Genomic DNA, 23,035 nt, shown 5'->3' with positions numbered 1-23,035 from the left:
GTTCCAACGCTTACGCTCACCTTCGATGGCCATGTATTTTCGGTTGACTGGGTTGTCTTATTTTAATATTTCATGAAATATGATAGAACAGATAACAGACCAGTTGGCCATCCTGGGTCATCCGCAGCGTATCCTTGTGTTTCGCATGCTCATGCGACGTTTTCCTGACAGCGTCCCGGCAGGAGAGCTGGCGGCGGAACTCGACCTGAAGGCCAGCACCTTGTCGAACTATCTGAACGCGCTTCAGCGTTCGGGGCTGGTCAAGCAGGAACGTTCCGGGACATCACTTCTCTATTCGATTGAAATGAAAAACGTGCAGCAGATGCTTGATTATCTGATCGTCGATTGCTGTCGCGGTCGCCCTGACATCTGCATGCCATTTTCTCTGGGAAATGAGGCCGCGACAGACCGGAAGTTCAACGTCTTGTTTTTGTGTGTGGGCAATTCTGCCCGCTCGATTTTTGCGGAATCCCTGCTGCGCACCCTGGGGGGTGACCGGTTCAACGTTTACTCGGCTGGTACGCAGCCCACATCCGAGCTCAACCCGATGGCCGTGCAAGTTCTGGACGACAAAGGGCATGACACATCCATCCTGCGGTCCAAGAACATGTCCGAGTTTGCAACCCCCGGCGCGCCCGAGATGGATTTCGTCTTCACGGTCTGCAATCAGGCCGCAAATGAGGAATGCCCCGCTTGGGAAGGCCAGCCAATCAGTGGCCATTGGGGCATGCCGGACCCGGTCAGGGCCGAGGGCACGGATGCCGAAAGAAGCCTTGCATTTCAACATGCATATGGCGCGCTCAAGCGCCGGATTGAGGCCTTTACGTCTTTGCCGGTCGAAAGCCTCGACCGGATCGCACTGCAAACTGCTGTTGATGACATCGGCAGAACGCCCACTGAGGACATGAAATGACGACTTATGCTGTGAATGGGTTGGGCCGGATGGGAAAACTGGCCTTGAAACCGCTGCTGGACAAAGGCGCAAAGATCGCCTGGATTAATGATTCAGTCGGTGGCCCCGAAATGCACGCGCACCTGCTGGAGTTTGACACGGTTCATGGCCGCTGGGATGCCACGTTCGCACATGATGCCGACAGCGTTACGATCAACGGCACACGTCTGCCCTTTATCGGCACCAGAGATTTGGCGGAACTGCCGCTGGACGGAGTCGATGTGGTGATCGACTGCACCGGTGTCTTCAAGACCCAAGCCAAGCTGGCCCCCTATTTTGAGGCAGGCGTGAAAAAGGTTGTTGTCTCGGCCCCCGTCAAGGATGGCCCGACCGCCAACATCGTTATGGGCGTGAATGAGGACACTTATGATCCGGATGTCCACAGCATCGTGACAGCGGCCTCCTGCACGACCAATTGTTTGGCCCCAGTGGTCAAGGTCATCCACGAAAACCTTGGTATTCGCCACGGATCAATGACCACAATTCACGACGTGACCAATACGCAAACCATCGTGGATCGCCCCGCCAAAGATCTGCGCAGGGCGCGGTCTGCTTTGAACTCTCTGATCCCGACCACTACTGGTTCGGCCACGGCTATCACGCTGATCTACCCAGAACTCAAGGGGCGGCTGAACGGCCACGCGGTGAGGGTTCCATTGCTGAATGCCTCGCTGACGGATTGCGTCTTCGAGGTTGAGCGCGAAACCACCGCCGAAGAGGTCAACGCGCTTTTCAAGGCCGCGGCCGAAGGTGAGTTGAAAGATATCCTTGGCTATGAGACGCGGCCGCTAGTTTCCACCGACTACACCAACGACGAACGGTCCTCGATTGTAGATGCGCCTTCGACCATGGTAGTGAACGACACGCAGGTGAAGATCTATGCCTGGTACGACAATGAAATGGGTTACGCCCATCGTCTGGTCGACGTTGCCCTGATGGTTGGTGCCTCGCTGTGACTGAAAGGCCCGAAGGTATGTCGGCCTATATCGCGGTCACAGCAGCCTATTGGGCCTTCATGCTGACTGACGGGGCCCTGCGTATGCTGGTGCTGCTGCACTTTCACAGCATGGGATTCTCGCCGGTTCAGTTGGCATATCTGTTTGTTCTGTATGAGATCGCCGGCATGGGCACGAACCTTGCCGCAGGTTGGGTCGCGGCGCGGTTCGGGCTGACATCGACGCTTTATGCGGGGCTGGCACTGCAGATTGGAGCGTTGTTGGTTCTTACGCAATTAGACCCTAATTGGGCGATTCCGGTAAAAGTAGTCTTTGTGATGATCGTGCAAGGGGCCAGCGGCGTTGCAAAGGATCTGGCCAAGATGTCCTCAAAATCCGCCGTCAAACTGCTGGCCCCGACTGAGGGCGGAGGGTTGTTTCGCTGGGTCGCGATTTTGACTGGCTCCAAGAACGCTGTGAAAGGGTTTGGGTTTCTGCTTGGGGCGGCACTGTTGGCGACAGTGGGCTTTATGTGGGCCGTTCTGGCAATGGCGATCATACTTGCCGCATTCCTCGTCGCCGTCATCCTGTTCATGCCGACCGGCCTGCCCAAAGGGCGCAAAGGCGCCAAGTTCTCCGAGGTCTTCTCAAAATCCGCCAATGTGAACTGGCTATCCGCCGCTCGTGTCTTCTTGTTTGGGGCGCGGGACGTGTGGTTCGTGGTCGGCATTCCGATCTATTTTTACGCAGTTCTGTCGGACGGAACCGAGGATGGCAACCGTGCCGCGTTTTTTATGATCGGCACATTCATGGCCGTTTGGGTCATACTTTACGGAGCTGTTCAGGCCAGCGCGCCGAAAATCCTGCGTGCAAAAGAACGCCCGGAAGGGGACCTTATCCACGCAGCCAAGAATTGGGCCGCGGCGCTGTTTTGTGTGCCTGCTGCCCTGACCATCGCGGTTCTGCTCTCATCCGGCCCTGAGACATGGCTGACCATTACGCTGGTCGTGGGTCTTTTGGCCTTCGGGGCAATCTTCGCCGTCAATTCAGCGCTGCACTCATACCTCATCCTGGCCTTCACCAAGTCCGAGCGTGTGACGATGGATGTGGGTTTTTACTACATGGCCAACGCGACGGGCCGTCTGGTCGGCACTGTTCTGTCGGGACTTACTTATCAGATTGGCGGGCTTCCACTGGTTCTGGGCACCGCTGCTGCAATGGTCGCGCTGGCCGCCCTGACATCCGGCAAACTAACCGACCAGACGAATGAGGTATATTCATGAGCATCTTCGAACGCTACCTGACCGTCTGGGTCGCGCTGGCAATGGTTGGCGGCGTATTGATCGGACTGGTTGCACCCGGCCTAGTTCAACTGATCGCCTCGGCCGAAGTGGCCAGCGTCAATCTTGTGGTAGCTTTGCTGATCTGGGCGATGGTCTACCCCATGATGGTCGGCGTGGATTTCGGCGCAGTGGCGGGCGTTGCCCGGCAACCACGCGGGTTGATCGTGACGCTGGTGGTCAACTGGCTGATTAAGCCGTTCACCATGGCCTTTCTGGCGGTTCTGTTCTTTGACCACGTCTTTGCGCCATGGATTAAACCCGAAGACGCGGCGCAATACACCGCCGGGCTGATCCTGCTGGGTGCCGCGCCCTGCACCGCTATGGTGTTCGTCTGGTCTCAGCTGACCAGGGGCGATGCGACCTATACGCTGGTGCAGGTTTCCGTGAACGACTTGATCATGGTGGTGGCATTCGCCCCGATCGTGGCCTTTCTGCTGGGCGTGACCGATATCCAGGTTCCATGGCAAACGCTGGTTCTGGCAACTGTTCTATATGTCGTATTGCCGCTGATCGCCGGCCTCTTCACCCGACACAAACTGGGATCGCAGGAGGCAATCGATGCGTTTTCCGCACGCGTCAAGCCGTGGTCGGTCATGGGCCTGATCGCCACGGTCGTCATTCTGTTCGGCTTGCAGGGGCAGACCATTCTGGCCAAACCACTGGTGATTGTCTTGATCGCAGTGCCAATTCTGATCCAGAGCTACGGTATCTTTGCCCTGGCCTACGGCACAGCCTTTGCTTTGAAAGTGCCGCACCGGATCGCCGCACCCTGCGCCATGATCGGCACGTCAAACTTCTTTGAGCTGGCCGTCGCTGTGGCCATCAGCCTGTTCGGATTGAACTCGGGAGCAGCGCTGGCGACGGTCGTAGGTGTTCTGGTTGAAGTTCCGGTTATGCTGTCACTGGTTGCCTTCGCAAACCGTACACGGGCGCGTTTTCCAGCAGTCGAAACGCAATACTCTAAAAAAACACTCAATTCCAACTGACAAATGGTCAGTCGCGGAGATCACCCAAAAGCGTAAAGTGAACCGAAAACTCGGGTTCACTAACGCTTTGTCTCGAAGTACTACTCGTGCTTCAGCAGCTGTCGAAAATGGACGAAGTTCAATTTCAGCTTGATAAGTCGTCTGCATTAACCGAATTTCTGCGCAAGAGTGAGTCAGTGCTTTTGTCGAGCCCTGACGCAAGCATCAATTCAGACAAACCTAGTTAGCGTGAGACTATTTTGGCATTAATAAGCAATCGCAGAAAAACAATGAATGTGTCTTCCAGTAGCGCAGTGCTTTCCAAGATCGGTGATTACGATTTCCTGTCTGTGGACATCTTCGACACCCTCCTCTTTCGCCATTGCAACTCTCCCATTGATGCCTTCGGTTTCATGGAGGAGCACATAGAAACAAGGCAGGTGACCGAGTATTTTAAGGACTATCGGGTCGCAGCCGAGCAATTGGCTCGGGAAGACGCAGACCAGAAAGGACTGGAGGACGTTTCGTTAGACGAGATTTATTTTTGTTTTCAACAACTCACGAATTGTAGCGGTACGCAAACTGAGCAGATCAAACAGCTCGAACTAGAAACGGAAATGGACCTGCTTCACGCCACCAATTTTGGAAGAAAGTTGGTGGCCAAGCTAAAAAACACAAAGAAACGACTTGTCATCACGTCGGATATGTACCTTCCCCAAAACTTTCTTGAGAAAGTGCTGGAGGCAAAAGGAATTGTCGGATGGGAACGCGTCTTCGTTTCGAACGAGCAAGGAAAGACCAAACATACTGGCAACTTGTTCGAAGAGGTGGCTGAGTACTTTGGTGTTCCACACGAAAAAATATTACATATCGGTGATAACAAACATGCCGATGGCAAAATGGCTGCCAGCGCAGGTATGCAGTCCCATGTAGTCTTGGCTAGCAAGGACGTACCTGCCAGATCTCCAAAACCAAAGCACCATTCCAATATGCTTTCGGGATCGCGTCCCATATCTCAGATTTTTTCGGCAAATTTTCTGGAAACGCATCACTACGATTCTGAAAAGCTGGACTTCCGTACTTTGTCTGAGGATCAGTACTTTGAGGCCATTGGGGCCGTATTGATCGCACCATTGATCACATCAATGCTTATCTGGATGAAGCGGGAAATGGACGATAGGGGCATCTCACGCATCGCATTTCTTGCTCGCGATGGCATGTTTCCTAAAGCAGCATTCGAACTTTTGTGGCCAAATGAATATGACACGCAGTACATAGCTGCCTCCCGGCGATTACTCACGCTTCCATTCACAGTTTTGGAGCCGAACACTATTGGCGGGATGCTTCACACCACCTTAGAAAGCTCGGAGACACTGGACGAATTTCTGGGCAAAATCTCCGGCGGGCCGATCTTAACAGATCTTTTTGCCAATCATGGCCTAAGTGGAACGGACCCACTAACGCGAAAAGCGCGAAAAAAAATCTTGAGACTTCTAAAGGAAAGTCCGGACACCTTTTTTCAGTCGTTTGCCCACGAGCGCGCCGCTCTAAAAAAGTACTATCGTTCGGCCTTCCCGGCAGGTTCTAGCACGGCCGTCTTTGACGTAGGTTGGCGCGGCAGTCTACAGCGCTCAATTTGCGAGATTGTTGATGCAGAAGCGGATATCCTGGGCCTTTACTTCGGCACAAGTCGGCATGCCACATCAATCCTACGTCGCAACGGCTTGGAATATGAGAGTTTTACAGCGTCAAATGGTCTTCCTTCCCATTTAACGCCATGGTTCACGGATTTTCGGGATATCGTGGAGTTTCTCTGTTCGGCAAATCATGGCAGCGTCCTTGGGCTGCAGCAAAGTGAATCCGGTGATATTTCTTGGGTCACCGCTGAACTCAGCGAGTTGGAGGCAGCCAACCTCCAGCGCGCCAAGAAAATTCAAGATTCCGCCCTACAAGCAATCGAGTCCGTACTACGGGCAATGTCGACAGAGACGTTGGCAAAATACACCAACCCGAAGGATGAGCGAGACATGCGTCATTTCCTGAGTAAACCGCATCGCCAAGATGCCCTTAGGTTCAAGAATGTAAGAATCTTCGATGGCGTAGGTGACACAACCGGTGAGAGTTTGACGCGCATTGGTGAACGCAGCACACATTATCAAAACGCCAAAAGCAGCCGGTGGCGTGCTGCCTATGGATCGCAACTCAATCCCTTGTCATATGCCTTACTGAAATTTGTTTTGCGAAAAAGAAAAAAAATTAAGTTATAGCCCTATGCAGTGTTGATAGTCTGACAGAGTTCGCGAACGCAGGCTTTGCTCACCTTGAAAATCTCGCCGGTCACGATGAAGAACGTTTTAATGTCGTAACCTGAATAGATTTCGAGGTGTAAAGCCGTCAGGGCAAATTCGTCGCCTATGATCGTTTTCTGAACAATCGCCAGGCTCTCGAAGAGTTTCGAGCTTTTCTTGCTTCTTTGTCGCGCCGCTTTTTTCTGTTAGCCGGAATGTCATAAGTGTAGCGGGCCTCCAATTCTTGCGATTTCCCACCAATGAATGAGCAACTTCCGGGCACGCCAACATTAGGATATTTTTCACCCAAGTGCTTGATTCCAAGCCAATAACGCTCTGTAACAAAACCCTTTGAATAGTGTTGGAACTCGACGGGTAAAACTATCACAGGAATCCCAAAATTCTCCTGCGCGTTAATACACAGGTCTTCGGCGTAAAGGTCGAACGTTAGGGTCTCATCAAACCGCAACCCGGGCCGATCCCTAAGTAACCGAGTGTGAATTAGAATCGCCACACAATCCAGTGTTTCAACCCAAGTTGGTGCAGTCACCGGCAGACCGACCTGTAGCACCGAAGAGCCGTCTTTTTCACTACACTTATGCTGACCAAACCCGGCCGGTGCATGCCCATCCAGCCTTACTCCAAAGGTTCCGTAAATTGCTTCAAGTGCCAAGTTCTCTGTGTCAAACAACTCTCCCTGAACTTCGAAGTCTTCATGTACGAAAAAAAGCCACATGTCCTCGTTCAAGTACTTTTCTATAACCTCATTGTATAGCGTCGGCAGGCCTGCTGATCGACCGCGGTTGTCAATCAGATGAATATCCCTTTCAAACAAAAACTTGTTTCGAGAGAACAGTTCAGTTGCCATCTTTTCGTTCACAAACGGAACGAATATCTTCAACGGGTCGCTGTTAGAAACTGTCATTTCTGACCCAACTCTCTTTGTGTTCGACGCTGATACCGCCGTACTGAGTTCCAGTACGAGACCTTCAGCGGGTGGCGGTACATTATACGGCGCCAATCTAGTTGCCCAATGTCGTCTCGAGTAGATAATTGCTTAATGGAATTTGGCAGCATGAGATCGTAGTTGTGCAACTGCTGCTCTTGATTTTGCCTACTAGAATTGTCCAGGTACTTTGACGAGATTGACTTAGGCTTCCAGTAAGACTCGACAGTTCTCCATTCACTCTCACCCTTGCATCGCGGAAACGGAACATTCTCGAATGCCCGATATTCCCTTTCGGTCGGTGTTGTGATCAGTCGCGTAAGACAGAAAAGGTTGAAGTCTTTTAGTTCCCGACGATCTAACGCGTCTTTTCTTGGCGCGATCATGCGGAGGAAATCGAGAGCCCCTCGTTGGACACAAATTGAAGCGAGGAGGCCAATATCGGCGTTCATTTCACATTTTGCACTCAAAGACAAAGATATGTCGTTCCCCGAATTCAGATGTGGGAAGGACGTATCAGGATTGACGAACAAAAAATCTGACAGAACTGGGCCTACCCTTACGGACATATCGGTGCTCATCGCATTCAAACCGTCAAAAAGGTAGGCTGAAGCCCTTGCCTCTCGGCTGGGAGAACTTTGACCACAAATACAATACCGATGCACTCTTAATGAAGACAGAAATTTAATGTCCGGTGCACTGCCATCGATATCCGCGATAGCAATGTTTTTTGAACCTTGAACCGTCCATGCGTCGATACGCTTCTGCAATTGTTTGCGTTCTACAGCAGAAGCATCCAAGAATTCACCGTCAAAAGCTTCTTTCACATCGCTGATCGAGTAGCTTGTTAACGGCAGTTTCAGAATGCTCAGAGATTGCTCAATAATGTGGTGCTGGCCAGGCGGAAGAAGCAGTTCATCGAACCCATCTTGTATTGAACGTTCCGCAATATAGTCACAGAACCCCAGCAATACCGGCCCGCAAACATTGAAGCCGAAACTATAAAGATCGGGTTCCTCGGGATCGACATGAGGCATTCGCGCTGCGATCTGGCCGAAAATCAAGTCCGAGGTGAACGTATATTCTCCGCGGTCTTGATCAACAAATGGAGCATCATCCTGCCTAAGGCAATCGCTGTGTTGGTTTACATGAATTGCTGTCAAAGCGCAGTCCACGTCAACGTTCATGTTCGCGAATTCGCGCTGGCAAAAATGCAGGACACGGTTCGGTGCGACCTCCTCATTGGCTGCAACTTTCAAAAGAAAGTGACGGCCTTCCGTAGGGCTAATTAGCGCATCCAGTTCAATCCCATGTGATTTCAATAGCCTCGATAATTGGTCTTTATTCAGTCTCGTGTCATTAATACCGACCAATTGCTTCCCTTTAGCCCGAGCAACTGTGGCAATCATAACAAAGGCTTGATTTAAAAAGTGGAACTTTTCTTCGAACTCTCTTTCATCGTCAGACGTCACGGTGTTGTCCGGCAGAAGAACTGCAAGAAGGCTATAAATTTCGTGTAAACTAATCTCGGACGCTTCGGTTGTCCCAAAACGCCTCCGAGCAAGCTGCTCCGCTTTTAGTCTTGCGCCATAAAAACCGTCGACACCGAGTGACTTCTCTATGAAACGGAAAACGCCATCCACACTTAACACGCCGCGCGACAACAATGTCTTCGAAACATCGAAGGCGATAACGTCGTGGTTTTCGATTAGGTTCGAAATTGTGGAGAATGTGCATCCCGTCCGTCGAACGACTTCAGCTTTGTTTCGTTCCTGCGACAGCATAGACACTCCAACACGAGGTGAATAAGAATTCAGCGCTGTTGATACCAAGCATCGAACTCGCCTGCCAGTAGTCTATCAAACTCACTGAAACTAATTCCCCGATGACCTCGGGAGCCCCAAAACATAGAACAGGAGCGCACGACAATCGAGTGTTACAACCTGACATCAAGCCCTGACAAACCTGAGGCATGCCCCAAAACACAGCTTATTGCCTCAAGAAGAGATCCGCCAACGTAAACGGCTTTGTTGACTGCAAGTGAACTGTCGCTCGTGGGTAATCTGATTTGCAAACAGGCCTTCGAAAATGCAACTTTCTGCATTGAGACTTTCCCGGCCTCCATTTTCGAGTATAAGCCTATTTGGATATTGTCCAGCAATGGCGATTGAGTTAGCCCATTCTTTACTCTGCGTGCGCCGCAGAATGGCACTACAGGTAATGTTAATTATGGAATTCACAACCCTCTCAATACCAGAGGTGAAGCTGATTACACCGAGGCGATTTGGCGATCACCGAGGCTTTTTCGAAGAGACCTACAACTGTGATCAGTTCTCTTCCGCCGGGATCGATACAGTTTTTGTTCAAGACAATCACTCTGTGTCCAGTGAAATCGGAACGGTACGAGGCCTGCACTTTCAGGCACCACCGAAAGCGCAAGCTAAACTTGTTCGCTGCGGACGTGGAAGACTCTTCGATGTTGCGGTAGATATTCGCAAGGGTTCTCCGACGTTTGGTCGATGGGTCGGTGAAGAACTGAGTTTTGAAAATGGACGCATGTTACTTGTCCCGGCTGGATTTGCCCATGGGTTTATGACGTTGGAGCCGGACACCGAAATTGTATATAAGTGTTCAGACACTTATGCGCCAGAAACCGAGGGGGCTGTTCACTGGAGCGACCCCGAAATCGGCATTGAATGGCCGCTAACATCAACCGAAACAAAGCTATCTGAAAAAGACGCGGCTGCGCTGCGCCTGTCAGAACAAGAATCCCCCTTTACTTTTGAGGACACCAAATGAAACTTTTGGTCACTGGAGGCGCCGGTTTTATTGGGTCTGCCGTTGTTCGTCGTGCCGTTGCCCAAGGTCATTCGGTAGTCAACGTAGATGCGTTGACGTATGCAGCTTGCCTCGACAATGTTGCGGTAGCGGCTGATGCGCCAGGCTATGCTTTCGAACACGCAGATATTCGTGACGCTTCGGCGATGGAGGCTGTGCTCAGGAAACATAAGCCTGACGCGATCATGCATCTGGCCGCCGAAAGCCATGTAGACCGCTCAATCGATGGTCCAGCTGCCTTTATCGACACCAATGTCACGGGCACTTACGTTCTTCTAGAGGCCGCGCGCGCCTATTGGACCGACGCAGGCAAACCCGCAGACTTCCGTTTTCACCATATTTCGACCGATGAGGTCTTCGGATCTCTGGGGGAGACCGGTTTTTTTACCGAAGATAGCCCCTATCAACCAAACTCGCCCTATTCAGCATCGAAGGCGAGTTCGGACCACCTTGTACGCGCGTGGCACGAAACCTATGGCCTGCCGATCATTCTGACAAATTGCTCAAACAACTATGGTCCATATCAGTTTCCCGAAAAACTGATACCGGTCGTAGTCTTCAAGGCATTGTCCGGGCAGTCGATACCGATTTACGGCAACGGCGATAACATCCGCGACTGGCTGCATGTCGAGGACCATGCAGAGGCGCTGCTGCTTGTTCTGGAAAAAGCGGCCGTCGGTGCAAGCTACAACATTGGTGGCGAAAACGAGATGACAAATCTTGAACTCGTCAAAATGCTCTGCAGTATTCTGGACCGGCTTCGTCCGGCAGAGAAACCTTACTCAGAACAGATCACATTCGTAACTGATCGCCCGGGTCACGACCGCCGCTATGCGATTGATCCAACTCGAATTGTCGAAGACCTTGGCTGGCATCCGAACTATACCCCTGAGACAGGATTGGAACAGACCGTCCAGTGGTATCTGGACAACGAAGCCTGGCTGAATGCACTTCTAGCGCGGGATGGTGTTGGCGATCGCCTTGGTGTTGCCAAATGAAAATACTTGTCTTCGGTCGAAGCGGGCAGGTCGCCACAGAGTTGCGAGCGCAAGCGCCTGCGCGCGGCATCATAATAGAGGCGTTGGGGCGCGAGGACGCGGACCTTTCGCACCCGAAAACATGCGCAGACCACATAAGCAAAACCAACGCGGATGTGGTCATCAACGCCGCTGCTTTTACTGCGGTCGATAAGGCTGAAGACGAGAAAGATATCGCTCGGCGCGTTAACGCTGATGCGCCCGGTTCTATGGCCCAAGCGGCGGCCGAACGTGGCATTCCGTTCATTCACATCTCGACGGATTATGTCTTTGATGGATCAGGGACGCTCGCACGAACTACAAACGACCCGACTAGCCCGCTTGGCGTATACGGTAGTACTAAACTGGAAGGCGAAGATAAGGTCGCGGCGGCCGGAGGCTGGCATGGTATTCTCCGTACAAGTTGGGTGTTCTCGGCGCATGGAAACAATTTCGTCAAGTCGATGCTTCGATTGGCGGAAACACGAAACCACGTAACCATAGTTGCCGATCAGGTTGGGGGCCCCACACCTGCAGCGGACATCGCAGCTACATTGCTTAGAATGGCCGAGGCAGGGTCCAGTGTGGAGGGTGGCCTGTTTCATTATGCAGGAAGTCCAGACGCAAGCTGGGCAGATTTCGCACGCGAGATTTTTTTACAGGCAGGCTTAGATATTTCGGTTGAAGATATCCCGACCAGCGCATACCCGACGCCTGCTGCCCGCCCAAAAAATTCGCGGCTGGACTGTTCCCGGCTTGAAAAAACTTATGGGCTTCTTCGCCCTGACTGGAAAGCCGGGCTAACCAAGGTACTGAGGCAATTAGGTCAGACCCCAAAAGGCCAATTTTGAAAGGTTAACGCATGCAACGTAAGGGAATTATTCTTGCCGGAGGCTCTGGAACGCGGCTGTACCCGATTACGATGGCCGTGTCCAAACAGCTGCTACCAGTTTACGATAAGCCAATGATTTTCTACCCACTCAGTGTATTGATGTTGGCGCAGATCCGCGAAGTTGCAATCATCACAACACCACAGGACCAGGAGCAGTTCATTCGCCTCTTTGGTGATGGCAGTCAATATGGACTGTCACTGACGTGGATCGTGCAAGACTCTCCTGACGGGTTGGCGCAAGCTTATACACTGGCGGAAGATTTCCTCGCCGGCGCTCCTTCGGCATTGATCTTGGGAGACAATATCTTCTTCGGCCACGGTCTTCCAAGTCTGCTGGCCCAGGCAGATGCCAACAAGCAAGGCGGTACGGTTTTTGCATATCGCGTCGCCGACCCAGAGCGGTATGGCGTTGTTGCTTTTGAGGACCAAAAGGTTCGTCAGATTGTTGAAAAACCACAAAACCCGCCGTCAAACTACGCAGTCACCGGCCTTTACTTTCTTGATGGTGACGCGCCGGCGCGGGCTAAAGAAATCCAACCGTCTGAGCGCGGCGAGCTTGAGATTACTTCGCTTTTGCAAATGTACTTGGACGAAAACCTGCTCGATGTTCAGACTATGGGTCGGGGCTTCGCTTGGCTGGATACTGGGACACACGGCACTCTGCTGGAGGCAGGAAGCTTTGTAAGAACGCTGACAGAACGTCAGGGTATGCAAACCGGTAGCCTTGATGAGATCGCCTGGAGCAATGGATGGATCGATGATGCCGCTCTCGAGAAGCGCGCAAAACTGTTCGCAAAATCGACTTATGGCGCCTACCTTCATTCGCTTCTGAGCGATTAAAGCTAGCACCGAGTAAGTGCGCCTGACGATCCGGAATAAATTGCATCCAAGCTAGGGCCGTCACAAAGACATTCCGTCCGATCAGCCAGAACGTGAATCGAGTAAGCACTGGACCGAAACGGCCCGGCGCTCGCGCCTAAACTGGCGCGGTATAAAATGGTTTCAGGGCTTGTTTCGCTTCGAACGCGGCTAAAAAAACGCGCGCTGTGTCGAGGGCTTCGCGGATCGTGACGTCCATATCCAGATAACGGTAAGTACCCAAACGGCCAACAAAAGTTACCTTCTCTGTCTTGTCGGCCAGCGCAACATACTCACTCAGCAATGCTTTTTCTTTTACCTGACGGATCGGGTAATAGGGAATGTCATCCGGACCCGCCGCGCGGGAAAACTCGCGATAGCAGACCGAGCCTTCGTGCGACTCCCACGGTGCAAAGTGCTTGTGCTCGGTGATCCGGGTAAAGGGCACCTCTTCCTCGCCATAGTTCATCACGGCGCAACCCTGATAGTCGCCGTCATAGGTGAACCGTTCGAAATCAAGGGTGCGGTATCCCAGGCGTCCAAGCTCATAGTCGAAATAGCCATCCAGCGGGCCTGAGTAGAACACATGATCGAAGCCATCCGCCATGTTGCGATCGAACATGGTGTTCAGCTTCACTGTGATCCCCGGGTGATCGAGGATGCCACCAATCATGTCGGTGTACCCGTTCTCGGGCATGCCTTGGAATTTATGGAAAAAGTAGTTGTCGTCGTAGTTGAACCGCACCGGCAAGCGTTTCAGGATCGACGCCGGCAGCTCGGACGGGTGGCAGCCCCATTGCTTGATCGTGTAGCCCTTGAAAAACGCCTCATACAGATCACGACCGACGAACCGCATCGCTTGTTCCTCGAAACTCTGCGGGTCGGTGATGGATGTATCAGCCTGTTCTTCGGTGATAAACGCGCGGGCCTCGTCCGGGCGCATGGTCTTGCCAAAGAACTGGTTGATCGTGTGCAGGTTCACCGGCAGCGAATAGACCTGCCCCCGCGAGGTGGTTTTGACCCGGTTCTTATAGGGCAGGAAGTTGGCGTATTGGTTCACATACTGCCAAACCTCTTCGTCATCCGTATGGAAGATATGTGGCCCGTACACATGGACCATGACGTCGGTATCGGCATCCCGTTCTGTGTGGCAATTTCCACCGATATGGTCACGGCTGTCGACCACGGTGACATCATGCCCTTGTTCCGCAAGTTGGCGACCGATCACAGCCCCAGACAATCCGGCCCCAACCATCAAAAACTGCATATCAGGGGCTTTCCTGTTTCATAGAAATCGTCGTCATGTCGAGCGGTTTGATCAGCTGACGGCGGGCAATCTTGAATATACCCGACCGCGCCTCGCTGGCACTGCGGAATTTCGGCAGGACCGACATCCATGCCCGGCACATATGCCACCCCAGCTGCAGACGACCCGAGATGGGTTGCCCACCCTGCAGGATCGCGGCAAAGACGACCGGAACGGTGCGCCGCGACAGATCAAACATCTGCTTCAGAACGGCTTCTTCCTCTTCCGAGCTGAGGTTGTTCGACTCGGCCATCGCAGCTTTCAGGTTCTTTCCGATCGGCCGCGTGTGGTGCATCGCGATCTCGTCCAGAATGGCAGTTCGAAACGCGCCAGCCTCGGCCCATCGACACCAGATGTAGTCCAGGCCGTAGCCGCTCATGGTGCCCTGGAAAAGCGGCAGTGCTTTCTTCAGGATATCCTTGTGCAGGCACGGGGCCATGATCTCGATATAGTTCGTGTAGCGTAGCACGAAGCCCGGGCATTGGCTGAACACAAAATGCGAGAAATAGCTTTCGGGGGTCAATGATGGTTGCGCAATGCGCAAGCCGTGAACCTGCATGGCATCGAACAGTGCATTTACGTCTGCGGCGCTGATATCCAGATCGTCATCCGGCAGCCAATAATAGTCATACTGATCAAGGTCTCGATCTGCGAGGGTCTTGAATAACCCGTCCCATTTGCCGCCCTTCACCAGCACGGCCTCAACACCGGGTTCAGGTTCGAATGCCGAAAAGGCCTCGTCCGAGAAATAGCTGATCAGAAGATCGTAGTTACGATCTTCATAGGGAATTTCCTGCCACCGATGGTGCAATGACTTGTTGCCCGCACGGACAACCACAAGGCTATTCTTCATGCGCGGTTCCGAACCGGATTGCCGGCCTGCATCAGGGGGCCGAGCCCTTCGATCATGTCCGGGTTCAGCGGGTGGCTCAACCGTCCGTACGTGTACTTTGTCTGGTACATTAAGTTTCGAACGAACCTGGCCATGGGCGAGCCGGGTTTCATTTTACTGCGGCAGTGATCGATCGTGCTGTCTATCTCTTTGCGCTCTGCGACCATCTGCTCGGCAAGGGTGAGGATGGGCACATTGTGTTCCCAATAGAATTTTAGGTCGATGTCGATGGGACGCGCAATCGGGGCCTCAATCGCCAAAAGCCGAGCGGCAGCACGTCGGCCGATGATATAGCCTGTGGTTCTGGGTGGCAGACGGTCCGACAAGACAAGATCCTGATCTGCAATGGACTTAATGACCTGTCCGTTGTTTCCCGACACGCCGTCGATTTTGATCATGACGTCTTCGAAACATTCGCCACATTCAGCCAGTTCATTGAAAAACGGCCTGGGATCTTGCACGAACGTCGCGTCATCTTCCAGAACAAGGCTGACGCAGTCGGAGGAGTCAGCAATATCCTGCCATATCTGACGATGTCCAAGGGTGCAGGCGACCTCGTTGCGGCTGAGCGGGCGCTTGAATTTAATCCGGTTCATGTCTGCGTCATACAGATGATGCAATTCGGAGTTGTTTAGCTGATCTCCGGCAATGGCGTCGCAAAATTCATGATTCAAGCCAAAGCGGGCAAATTCGCTTTCGCAGAAACGTCGCCGTTCAACATCTTTCGGCAAACTCAGAATGACAGCTTTAATCGACACTGTTCCATTACCAATAATACGTGCTTCGCGTTACTATGGGCCATATATACCAAGCACAAGGACAAAAAATCTATCCTTTTCCCCTGACGCGTCAAGGATTTCCTGCGGCAAAAAACCGCTGAATTTCAATCGTTACTCTCACGCTACAGTACTCAGCCCCAAAATATCAGCGCTTCCATTTTTCAAGCATATGCATATCACAATGAAACCAAAAAGAAAAACGTTTGACCTGATCACTAGAGGTAACGCAAAAATCTGCCAGCACCTCAATCTATTCGTCAGAATTCGGGGATCTCTCGTGACAAGAGGTATACACAAGACGCTATAAAGTTGTGCGGGCAACTTCGGGTTTTGACCTAAAAACGCCACGTAGAGGCCAGGGCTCGGAAGCCCACGATACAATGCGTCACCTTGTCAAAAGAGAACATCAAAACCTTGCACATCTCAATGCCAACCCTTACTTGACGAAGCTTCTGCGCAACCTTTTGATTGGGCAACTCTGTCGCGCCAATTGATCTGCCCTTTAGGCGGGAAGGATTATAGGTTAACTGAGCGAGCGCATGATTTCACGATCTGGAGAATGCAATGATTAAGCGTGCCTGGACCGAATGGCGATCAGGCTATATGGGCCGCCTCATTGGCGAGAGTTTTTTTGCCCAAGGTCCTCTTTATGCCGTCGCTATTGTTGCGATGATTGCCGTTGCCGCGACCACTGCTGGCTCAGCCTTCATGATGGAATACATCGTTGATGCGATGACCAGCCCCGATATGCGTGAGTGGGCGTTTGCAATCGCTCTAGGCGTTGTTCTCTTGTTTCTGGCCAAAGCGGTGGCCTCCTATATCCAGTCTATATACTTGGCGCGTGCGGGGAACCGGATCATTGCGATGCAACAAGACCGCGTGTATCGTAAGCTGTTGCGGCATGGCATTTCCTTCTTCGCCGAGAATGAATCCTCGGACCTACTCATGCGTACGACACACGGTGCGCAAGCTGCCCGAACTTTGATTGATGTGGTGGTTACCGGTTTTGTTCGCGACGCCTTGACCCTGGTGGGTCTTGTAATCGTTATGGTTTACCAGCAGCCCGTTCTGTCCATCATGTTTTTTGTTGTCGGACCCGTGGCTTTGCTGGGCGTGCGTTATCTGTTGAAAAGCGTGCGCTCGATCATGCAGCAAGAGTTCAAATCGCTGGCAGAAATTATTCGTGTACTGCAGGAAACCTCGGCTGGCATCAAAATCATCAAGGTGTTCTCTCTTGAGGATCGGATGATCAGCCGTATGGAAACGGCCATCCTCAAGGTCGAAGAACGCTCGAACGATATTGCGCGGCTGCAGTCGATCGCCAGCCCGCTGATGGAGTTTCTGGCCGGTCTGGCCGTTGCCGGGGTTCTGGTCGTTTCGACCTTGGGAATTGCAGGTACGGAACAACCAACAGCTGGGCAGTTGATGTCTTTTATCACAGCGTTGCTGATGGCTTATGAGCCCGCTAAACGTCTATCAAAAATGCGCGTTCAGATTGAGGCGGCCATGGTCGGTGTTGGCATGTTGTTTGGCTTGCTGGATCAAGAAGACACCATGCAAGAAAGCCCCGAAGCGCGCGATCTGCTCGAAGGACCAGGTGAAATAGCACTGCGTAACGTCACCTTCGGGTATCAAGGATCAATTCCTGTAATCAAAGACATGAATGTGATTTTCGGAGCGGGAAAAACCACTGCGCTTGTAGGCCAGTCCGGCGGCGGTAAGTCGACAATATTCGGCCTGATCATGCGGTTCTATGACCCCGACGGGGGGAGTGTCGAAATAGATGGTCAGAATTTGCAAGAGGCCAGCTATTCCTCGCTGAGACGAAAGATCTCTTATGTGGGTCAGGACACTTTCCTGTTTTCCGCTTCGGTGATGGACAACCTGCGCTGTTCGGCACCGAATGCGACGGATGAAGAGGTCATCGAAGCTGCGAAGGCTGCGCATGCGCACGCGTTCATTTGCGAGCTGCCCAACGGCTATGAGACGCCTGTCGGTGAAAACGGAGCCTTCCTGTCCGGCGGTCAAAAGCAACGCATCGCCATCGCCCGTGCGATCTTGCGCAATGCCGAGATTTTGCTACTGGATGAAGCTACCAGCGCATTGGATGCGGAATCCGAGGCTCTTGTTAAAGCGGCGTTGGACGCGCTGACGCAAAGCATGACCGTTATTGTGATTGCTCACCGCCTGTCCACGATCCTTGAAGCTGATAAGATTTTGGTCGTTCAGGATGGGGCAGTCGTCGAACAGGGCAACCTCGACGAACTCATGCAACTCAACGGGCAGTTCAAGAACCTTTTTGATCAGCAATTCAAGAAACGTGATGTTGGAGCAAAAGTAGCAGAATAACGACACAGCATTCAATTTTCTATTGGGCGAGGATTCCGTGGCCGGGGCTGGGCACCATCCTCACATGATTTGGGACGAACCTCGCGAAACGGAGTCCGTGTAAAGAAGTCGCAATCGAAAAAATTCTTCTGTTACAAATCACTCAATGACCCTTCGTGATAAGAAGCATTATTAGTGGCTATGTTAGAATTCAAGGATCGCATATTCTTTGATTTGATCAAACCTCAGACGAAAAACCAATCACAATGAAAAAATCAGACTTTATTTTTTTAGGCCACAAAATCTCAGTTCCAAAGTATCAACCAGACACTGAATCTCTGGAATACGGCCCATTTGCGATGTGGTTAGTCCAGGCCATGCAGCCCCAGAGAATTGTAGAACTAGGAAGTCACAGTGGCTACTTATACTTTGCGATGTGCGAAGCTGTTCTGGAGGGAGGACTGAAAACGGATTGTTTCGGGGTGAGCGCCTGGGGCAAAGGTAAGTATGCCGACCATCAAAAAAACAGCATTTTCGATACTGTTATCGCCACAAACAAAGAGTTTTCCCACTTCAGCCGCTTGCTTCAAGAGACATCTACTGATGCGACAAGTGATATTGAAGACGGGAGCGTTGATCTCCTGTCTATTTGCGGCCGACGAAATTATGATGACGTTAAAGGGGACTTTGAGAGCTGGATACCGAAACTCTCATCTTCATCGATAGTTTTGTTTCATTGTACCGGTACTCATGAAGATCGCCTGGGTATTTGTCGTTATTGGGCCGAGTTGGAAAATGAGCGCCCCTCCTTCAGTTTCAAAGGCGGCAATGGGCTGGGGGTGCTATTCTGGGGTGACAAAGTTTCCAACGGCCTCATTGATCTTCTAGATTTGACGACTGTTCCGGATAGGATTGAAACAGCATTAACACTATTTTCTACCATAGGCAGTCGCGCGAATACTAAAATAGTCAATCGTGCGCTCGGGTCTCGATTGCTTGCGCATGGACACGGAGAAATTGAAACCGAAACGCGCGTTCCTTCGGTAGTTCTTCGGGTCTCCGAATATGGCGGTAGTACAGAATCTCACGAAACGAAAAAGTCTACATTGTCGAATGGACTCGAAGAGACCAGCCTGCAACTTGAAGCTCTACAGCAACAGCGAGAATCACGTGAATTCGAGCTGAACTACGTTCTGACGAAAGTTAATAGCCCTGGTTGGCTTTTGAAACGTAGCTTAAAACTCATGAAGTATCTTCCCAGAGACTTGGGTCGCAAGCTTCGAGGAAAAAAAGAGTATCGCAAACCCGCAACCCTTGCTGAATTGGGGCTGCAAGCGCCACCAAATGGCAGTTACAAAAAGCTGTCGCTTCCATCCTTGCTGAATAGCAGCAAATTTGGACAGCTACCCGCACGCTCGCAACTGGATCAGTTGTTGCCAAGTGTTCTTATCGTGGCTGAACTCGCAATTCCGCAATGTACGAAATACCGAGTTACACAGAAAGCAGAAGCGTTGGAAAGCTTGGGCTTCGACGTGTCAATAATGCCTTGGCAAGACTCCGATAAGGTACTGAATGCTCTGCAAACTCATACGCTCGTAATATTCTATAGAGTTCCCGGAATCCCTGAGGTGCTCGAACAATTCAAAGAGGCCAAGCGCCTCGGTATTCCAGTAGGCTACGATATCGATGATTTGATTTTTGACGTCGACAAATACGGATCGAATCCGAACTTAGGCGCTCTAGGCGAAACCGACCTCGAAAACCTTATGGCGGGTGCCGAGCTTTACAGGCGGGCGCTGATGCATGCAGATTTCAACGTTGGAAGCACTGAGGGTCTCTGTACAAATATGACTGCCACCAATGGTGCGCCCTCATTTATACTTGAAAATGCGCTGGATGCTGAAACGCTTAGTGTAACTAGGAGCATCCTAGAAAAAAAGAACTCAGACAGTGTTACAATCGTATATGGCTCAGGTACCAACACGCATAATGCTGACTTCGAAGTGGCAAGCGACGCAATACTGAAGATAATGCGTGAGTACGATAACGTTCGGTTGCATATTGTAGGACAATTGGTACTTCCGCCAGATTTCGAAATCTATGATTCACGAATTAAGTACACTGGGCGGCTGGAATATAGCGAATACCTAAGTTTACTGGCGGAGGATGACATCTCTATCGCTCCACTTGTGGATATTGAATTCAATCACGCAAAGAGCAATATCAAGTTTTTGGAAGCAGCATCTGTTGGATTGCCCTCTGTATGTTCGGATGTTTCAGCTTTCAGAACTGCAATTGAACACGGCCAGACCGGCTTTTTGGCTGCGACAAAACAAGAGTGGTACGAGGGATTGAAGTTGCTCGTCGAAGATAGCGAGCTACGTAAACGTATTGGCGCTACCGCACGCGCTGCTGTCGAAACACAATACAGCCCTAATGCGATCCGTGATCGTCAGTTGATGCCCATCGTCAAAAAATATATTGCCCGCCCGACCTTTGATAGAACACGTGTCATGATGGCAAACGTGTTTTATGCTCCCCAATCTTTCGGAGGAGCAACTCTACTCGTTGAAAACCTGGTAGCTTCACTAACGAAGAACCACGAATTTGACATCAGCGTATTTGCGACGGGGCCGGGGCATGCAGCCGATCGCGTTTTTGTCAGGCGTCAAGCTGACGGCAATACAGTGTTCCGATTTGGTTGCCAATCTGACGCGATGTGGGCAGATCAAACACCAAAGGAAGCGTTGGAGTGCTTCAGGAAAGCGCTTCGGGCAACTCGGCCCGACGTCGTGCACTTTCACTCGATTCAAGGTTTTGGAAATGACTTTATTGCGGCATGTGACGAATTCGGAATACCGTATTGCATCACGCTTCACGATGCTTGGTGGCTTTGTGCACGTCAATTTCTAGTTACTAAGGAAGGAAAGTACTGCGGGCAAACGAAGGTGAATCGTGAAATTTGCCAAAAATGCGTTGGAACAGATACTGATGTTGAAGAGCGCCACCAGAAGTTGACACCAACACTCCAAAGAGCCCGAAGGTTGCTCACGCCGTCCAAATACTGGGCAAAATTCCATATTGACAATGGTTTACCAGAAGAAACAGTCATTCACTGTGAAAATGGGATAGAAATTCCAGCCAGCTGCCCCCCGAATTCTGCCAAAAGCAAAGTTAGGTTTGGCTTCGTAGCCGGTACAGAAGTCGTAAAGGGATTTCCGGTTATGAGAGATGCCTTCAACAGTCTAACTCGTAGAGACTGGAGTTTGACGTTGGTCGACCACACAAGGAAAATCTCTGACTTTAGTTTGAACGCAAGCTCCACCGGCATCAATGGAGACGTACGTATTGCTCCGCCGTTCGACGCTAAATCACGTGACTCATTCTTTGATAAGGTTGATGTTTTACTATTCCCATCGCAGTGGCCTGAGTCGTTCGGCCTAACTGTTCGCGAAGCTTTAGTGCGAAACAAATGGGTCATTGCAACTGATCTTGGCGGACAGGCCGAAGCCATTACGTCAGGCGAAAACGGTACCTTAATCCCCTTGGAGGGAGGCGCGGCCTCCCTTGCCGAGGCAATCGAAGAGATTTTGGATCAAAAATCCATGCTGTCCGGATGGGTCAATCCAAATAGAAACACTATCCGCAGCGTAGATGACCAGGCTACCGAACTTGCAGAACTATACAAAGAATTCAAGGTGGATTACTCGACCGCCGCATCACGGATGCCCTGAACCCTAGCGTGTAAAACAAGAGCAATTGATCCCAAGCAGTTTTGTTTCGTATATTGGGAGGATTAGCGTTTTAAATTCAGCTCAGCCGTTGTGAGGAATAAGCAGTTGGTTTTGAACAAAGCACGGGACCATGAACTGGCCTTTATGAGTTCTGACCTAGCTTCTTGATCCGGGTCGTTTGTGTGTAGAATCCGTTCCAGTTTTTTTTCGTGATTAGGTTGCGATCAAGGCCTGCTGGGCGGAGCCCTTGCATAGCTAAAGCGAAGCAGGCTGGGTGGCACAGTTGAAATTGGCGTAAACGGCTTGGGCCAGCCCGACAAGAGAAGTGTGTGGTCGCTGCGTGTGCAATTGTTCCTCTAGTTTTCAATGATTTTTCTTGCTTCAGTTAGACTGCCGAACATGTGCTCATTCAGGCATTCATCCGGCAGCATTCCGTAAAATGACTCGACAAAGGCATTTTGCATGGGCTTTCCGGGCGCAATGTTGTGCCGGTTCACGCCAGTGTCCTGGCGCCACCACAGAACAGCGTGAGAGGACATTTTCGTCCCATTGTCAGAGACGACCATATCGGGCTGGCCGCGTCTAAGCGCCTTTCGGGCAACGGCGCACCCAGGGCTCTACGCCAAGAAGGGCTCGAGGCACCTTGGGTGATCGGTGGCGCAATGAACAGCGAGATGTTCAACCTCTATGTCGAAACCCAACTCGTCCCAACGCTGCGCGAAGGGGGCACCGTGATCTTCGACAACCTGTCGAGCCATAATCGCCCGGGCGCGGCGCAAGCCCTGCGCGAGATCGGCACTTGGTTCCTGTTTCTCCCGCCGTACATCCTGGACCTCAATCCGATCGAAATAGCCTTATCCGAAAGACAGCCGCCAGAAGCTATGACTAGCCCTGGCAACTCCGCGAAGAACACCTTGCGCGGAATCGAAACTTTCTGAGCCAACCGGAAAGGTCACTTTCCGA

18 protein-coding genes are annotated in these 23,035 nt (G+C 51.6%); 12 read left to right on the top strand and 6 right to left on the bottom strand.

What is annotated here, in order from left to right:
• Positions 1–79: 79 nt before the first annotated feature.
• The 5 genes from AC2FFP_RS07730 to AC2FFP_RS07710 all read left to right on the top strand — a co-directional run bounded on the left by AC2FFP_RS07730 (position 80) and on the right by AC2FFP_RS07710 (position 6,462).
• The gene (locus AC2FFP_RS07730) at positions 80–913 is read left to right on the top strand and encodes an arsenate reductase/protein-tyrosine-phosphatase family protein (protein WP_496765787.1); all 834 of its coding nucleotides are present in this window, start codon (positions 80–82) and stop codon (positions 911–913) included.
• Positions 910–1,908, top strand: coding sequence for an ArsJ-associated glyceraldehyde-3-phosphate dehydrogenase (locus AC2FFP_RS07725; RefSeq protein ID WP_496777144.1), 999 nt, complete (start codon positions 910–912; stop codon positions 1,906–1,908). Before AC2FFP_RS07730 ends, AC2FFP_RS07725 begins: the two co-directional genes overlap by 4 nt.
• Positions 1,905–3,170: an organoarsenical effux MFS transporter ArsJ gene (gene arsJ / locus AC2FFP_RS07720; RefSeq protein ID WP_496777143.1), complete on the top strand. Its 1,266-nt coding sequence runs from the start codon at positions 1,905–1,907 to the stop codon at positions 3,168–3,170. Before AC2FFP_RS07725 ends, arsJ begins: the two co-directional genes overlap by 4 nt.
• Positions 3,167–4,216, top strand: a complete 1,050-nt coding sequence (arsB, locus tag AC2FFP_RS07715) for an ACR3 family arsenite efflux transporter (RefSeq protein ID WP_496765792.1) — start codon at positions 3,167–3,169, stop codon at positions 4,214–4,216. The genes arsJ and arsB overlap by 4 nt, the downstream gene beginning before the upstream one ends.
• A gap of 269 nt (positions 4,217–4,485) precedes the next feature.
• Complete coding sequence (locus AC2FFP_RS07710) at positions 4,486–6,462, top strand: HAD-IA family hydrolase (RefSeq protein WP_496844887.1); 1,977 nt, start codon at positions 4,486–4,488, stop codon at positions 6,460–6,462.
• A 145-nt stretch (positions 6,463–6,607) separates the two neighbouring features.
• Here the strand turns inward: AC2FFP_RS07710 and AC2FFP_RS07705 are convergent, their stop codons facing one another.
• Complete coding sequence (locus AC2FFP_RS07705; RefSeq protein WP_496844886.1) at positions 6,608–7,351, bottom strand: hypothetical protein; 744 nt, start codon at positions 7,349–7,351, stop codon at positions 6,608–6,610.
• Positions 7,352–7,404: 53 nt separating this feature from the next.
• The gene (locus tag AC2FFP_RS07700; RefSeq protein WP_496880874.1) at positions 7,405–9,213 is read right to left on the bottom strand and encodes a hypothetical protein; all 1,809 of its coding nucleotides are present in this window, start codon (positions 9,211–9,213) and stop codon (positions 7,405–7,407) included.
• Positions 9,214–9,658: 445 nt separating this feature from the next.
• On the opposite strand from AC2FFP_RS07700, the gene rfbC reads away from it, so the two are divergent.
• Genes rfbC through rfbA form a run of 4 tightly spaced genes read left to right on the top strand, consistent with a single transcriptional unit; the run spans position 9,659 to position 13,015 of the window.
• Positions 9,659–10,228 (top strand): dTDP-4-dehydrorhamnose 3,5-epimerase, encoded by a 570-nt coding sequence (gene rfbC, locus AC2FFP_RS07695; protein WP_496766096.1) that lies wholly within the window; start codon positions 9,659–9,661, stop codon positions 10,226–10,228.
• A complete protein-coding gene (gene rfbB / locus AC2FFP_RS07690; protein ID WP_496726193.1) occupies positions 10,225–11,265 on the top strand; it encodes a dTDP-glucose 4,6-dehydratase in 1,041 nt (346 codons plus the stop codon). Before rfbC ends, rfbB begins: the two co-directional genes overlap by 4 nt.
• Entirely contained in the window at positions 11,262–12,134 is an 873-nt protein-coding gene (gene rfbD / locus AC2FFP_RS07685; RefSeq protein ID WP_496765799.1) for a dTDP-4-dehydrorhamnose reductase, read from the top strand. The genes rfbB and rfbD overlap by 4 nt, the downstream gene beginning before the upstream one ends.
• An 11-nt stretch (positions 12,135–12,145) precedes the next feature.
• Positions 12,146–13,015: a glucose-1-phosphate thymidylyltransferase RfbA gene (gene rfbA / locus AC2FFP_RS07680; protein WP_496726195.1), complete on the top strand. Its 870-nt coding sequence runs from the start codon at positions 12,146–12,148 to the stop codon at positions 13,013–13,015.
• Between the two features lie 136 nt (positions 13,016–13,151).
• Here rfbA and glf read toward each other — a convergent pair whose 3' ends face one another.
• Genes glf through AC2FFP_RS07665 form a run of 3 tightly spaced genes read right to left on the bottom strand, consistent with a single transcriptional unit; the run spans position 13,152 to position 15,989 of the window.
• Positions 13,152–14,300 (bottom strand): UDP-galactopyranose mutase, encoded by a 1,149-nt coding sequence (glf, locus tag AC2FFP_RS07675; RefSeq protein ID WP_496765802.1) that lies wholly within the window; start codon positions 14,298–14,300, stop codon positions 13,152–13,154.
• A 1-nt stretch (position 14,301) separates the two neighbouring features.
• The gene (locus AC2FFP_RS07670) at positions 14,302–15,192 is read right to left on the bottom strand and encodes a hypothetical protein (protein WP_496765808.1); all 891 of its coding nucleotides are present in this window, start codon (positions 15,190–15,192) and stop codon (positions 14,302–14,304) included.
• The gene (locus tag AC2FFP_RS07665) at positions 15,189–15,989 is read right to left on the bottom strand and encodes a glycosyltransferase family 25 protein (RefSeq protein WP_496765810.1); all 801 of its coding nucleotides are present in this window, start codon (positions 15,987–15,989) and stop codon (positions 15,189–15,191) included. Before AC2FFP_RS07665 ends, AC2FFP_RS07670 begins: the two co-directional genes overlap by 4 nt.
• Before the next feature lie 585 nt (positions 15,990–16,574).
• Between AC2FFP_RS07665 and AC2FFP_RS07660 the strand changes: the two genes are divergently transcribed.
• Complete coding sequence (locus tag AC2FFP_RS07660) at positions 16,575–18,359, top strand: ABC transporter ATP-binding protein (protein WP_496765812.1); 1,785 nt, start codon at positions 16,575–16,577, stop codon at positions 18,357–18,359.
• A gap of 245 nt (positions 18,360–18,604) precedes the next feature.
• Positions 18,605–22,072, top strand: coding sequence for a glycosyltransferase (locus tag AC2FFP_RS07655; protein ID WP_496765814.1), 3,468 nt, complete (start codon positions 18,605–18,607; stop codon positions 22,070–22,072).
• A gap of 356 nt (positions 22,073–22,428) precedes the next feature.
• Here AC2FFP_RS07655 and AC2FFP_RS07650 read toward each other — a convergent pair whose 3' ends face one another.
• Positions 22,429–22,638 carry an integrase core domain-containing protein gene (locus tag AC2FFP_RS07650; protein ID WP_496765821.1) on the bottom strand — a complete coding sequence of 70 codons (210 nt, stop codon included), beginning with the start codon at positions 22,636–22,638 and terminating at the stop codon, positions 22,429–22,431.
• Here AC2FFP_RS07650 and AC2FFP_RS07645 point away from each other — a divergent pair.
• The gene (locus AC2FFP_RS07645; RefSeq protein WP_496844881.1) at positions 22,558–23,010 is read left to right on the top strand and encodes a transposase; all 453 of its coding nucleotides are present in this window, start codon (positions 22,558–22,560) and stop codon (positions 23,008–23,010) included. The two genes, AC2FFP_RS07650 and AC2FFP_RS07645, sit on opposite strands and share 81 nt — an antisense overlap.
• Positions 23,011–23,035 lie beyond the last annotated feature (25 nt).

The organism is Ruegeria sp. YTSC004 (assembly GCF_059609805.1).
This window is presented reverse-complemented; position numbering and strand designations above follow the sequence as displayed.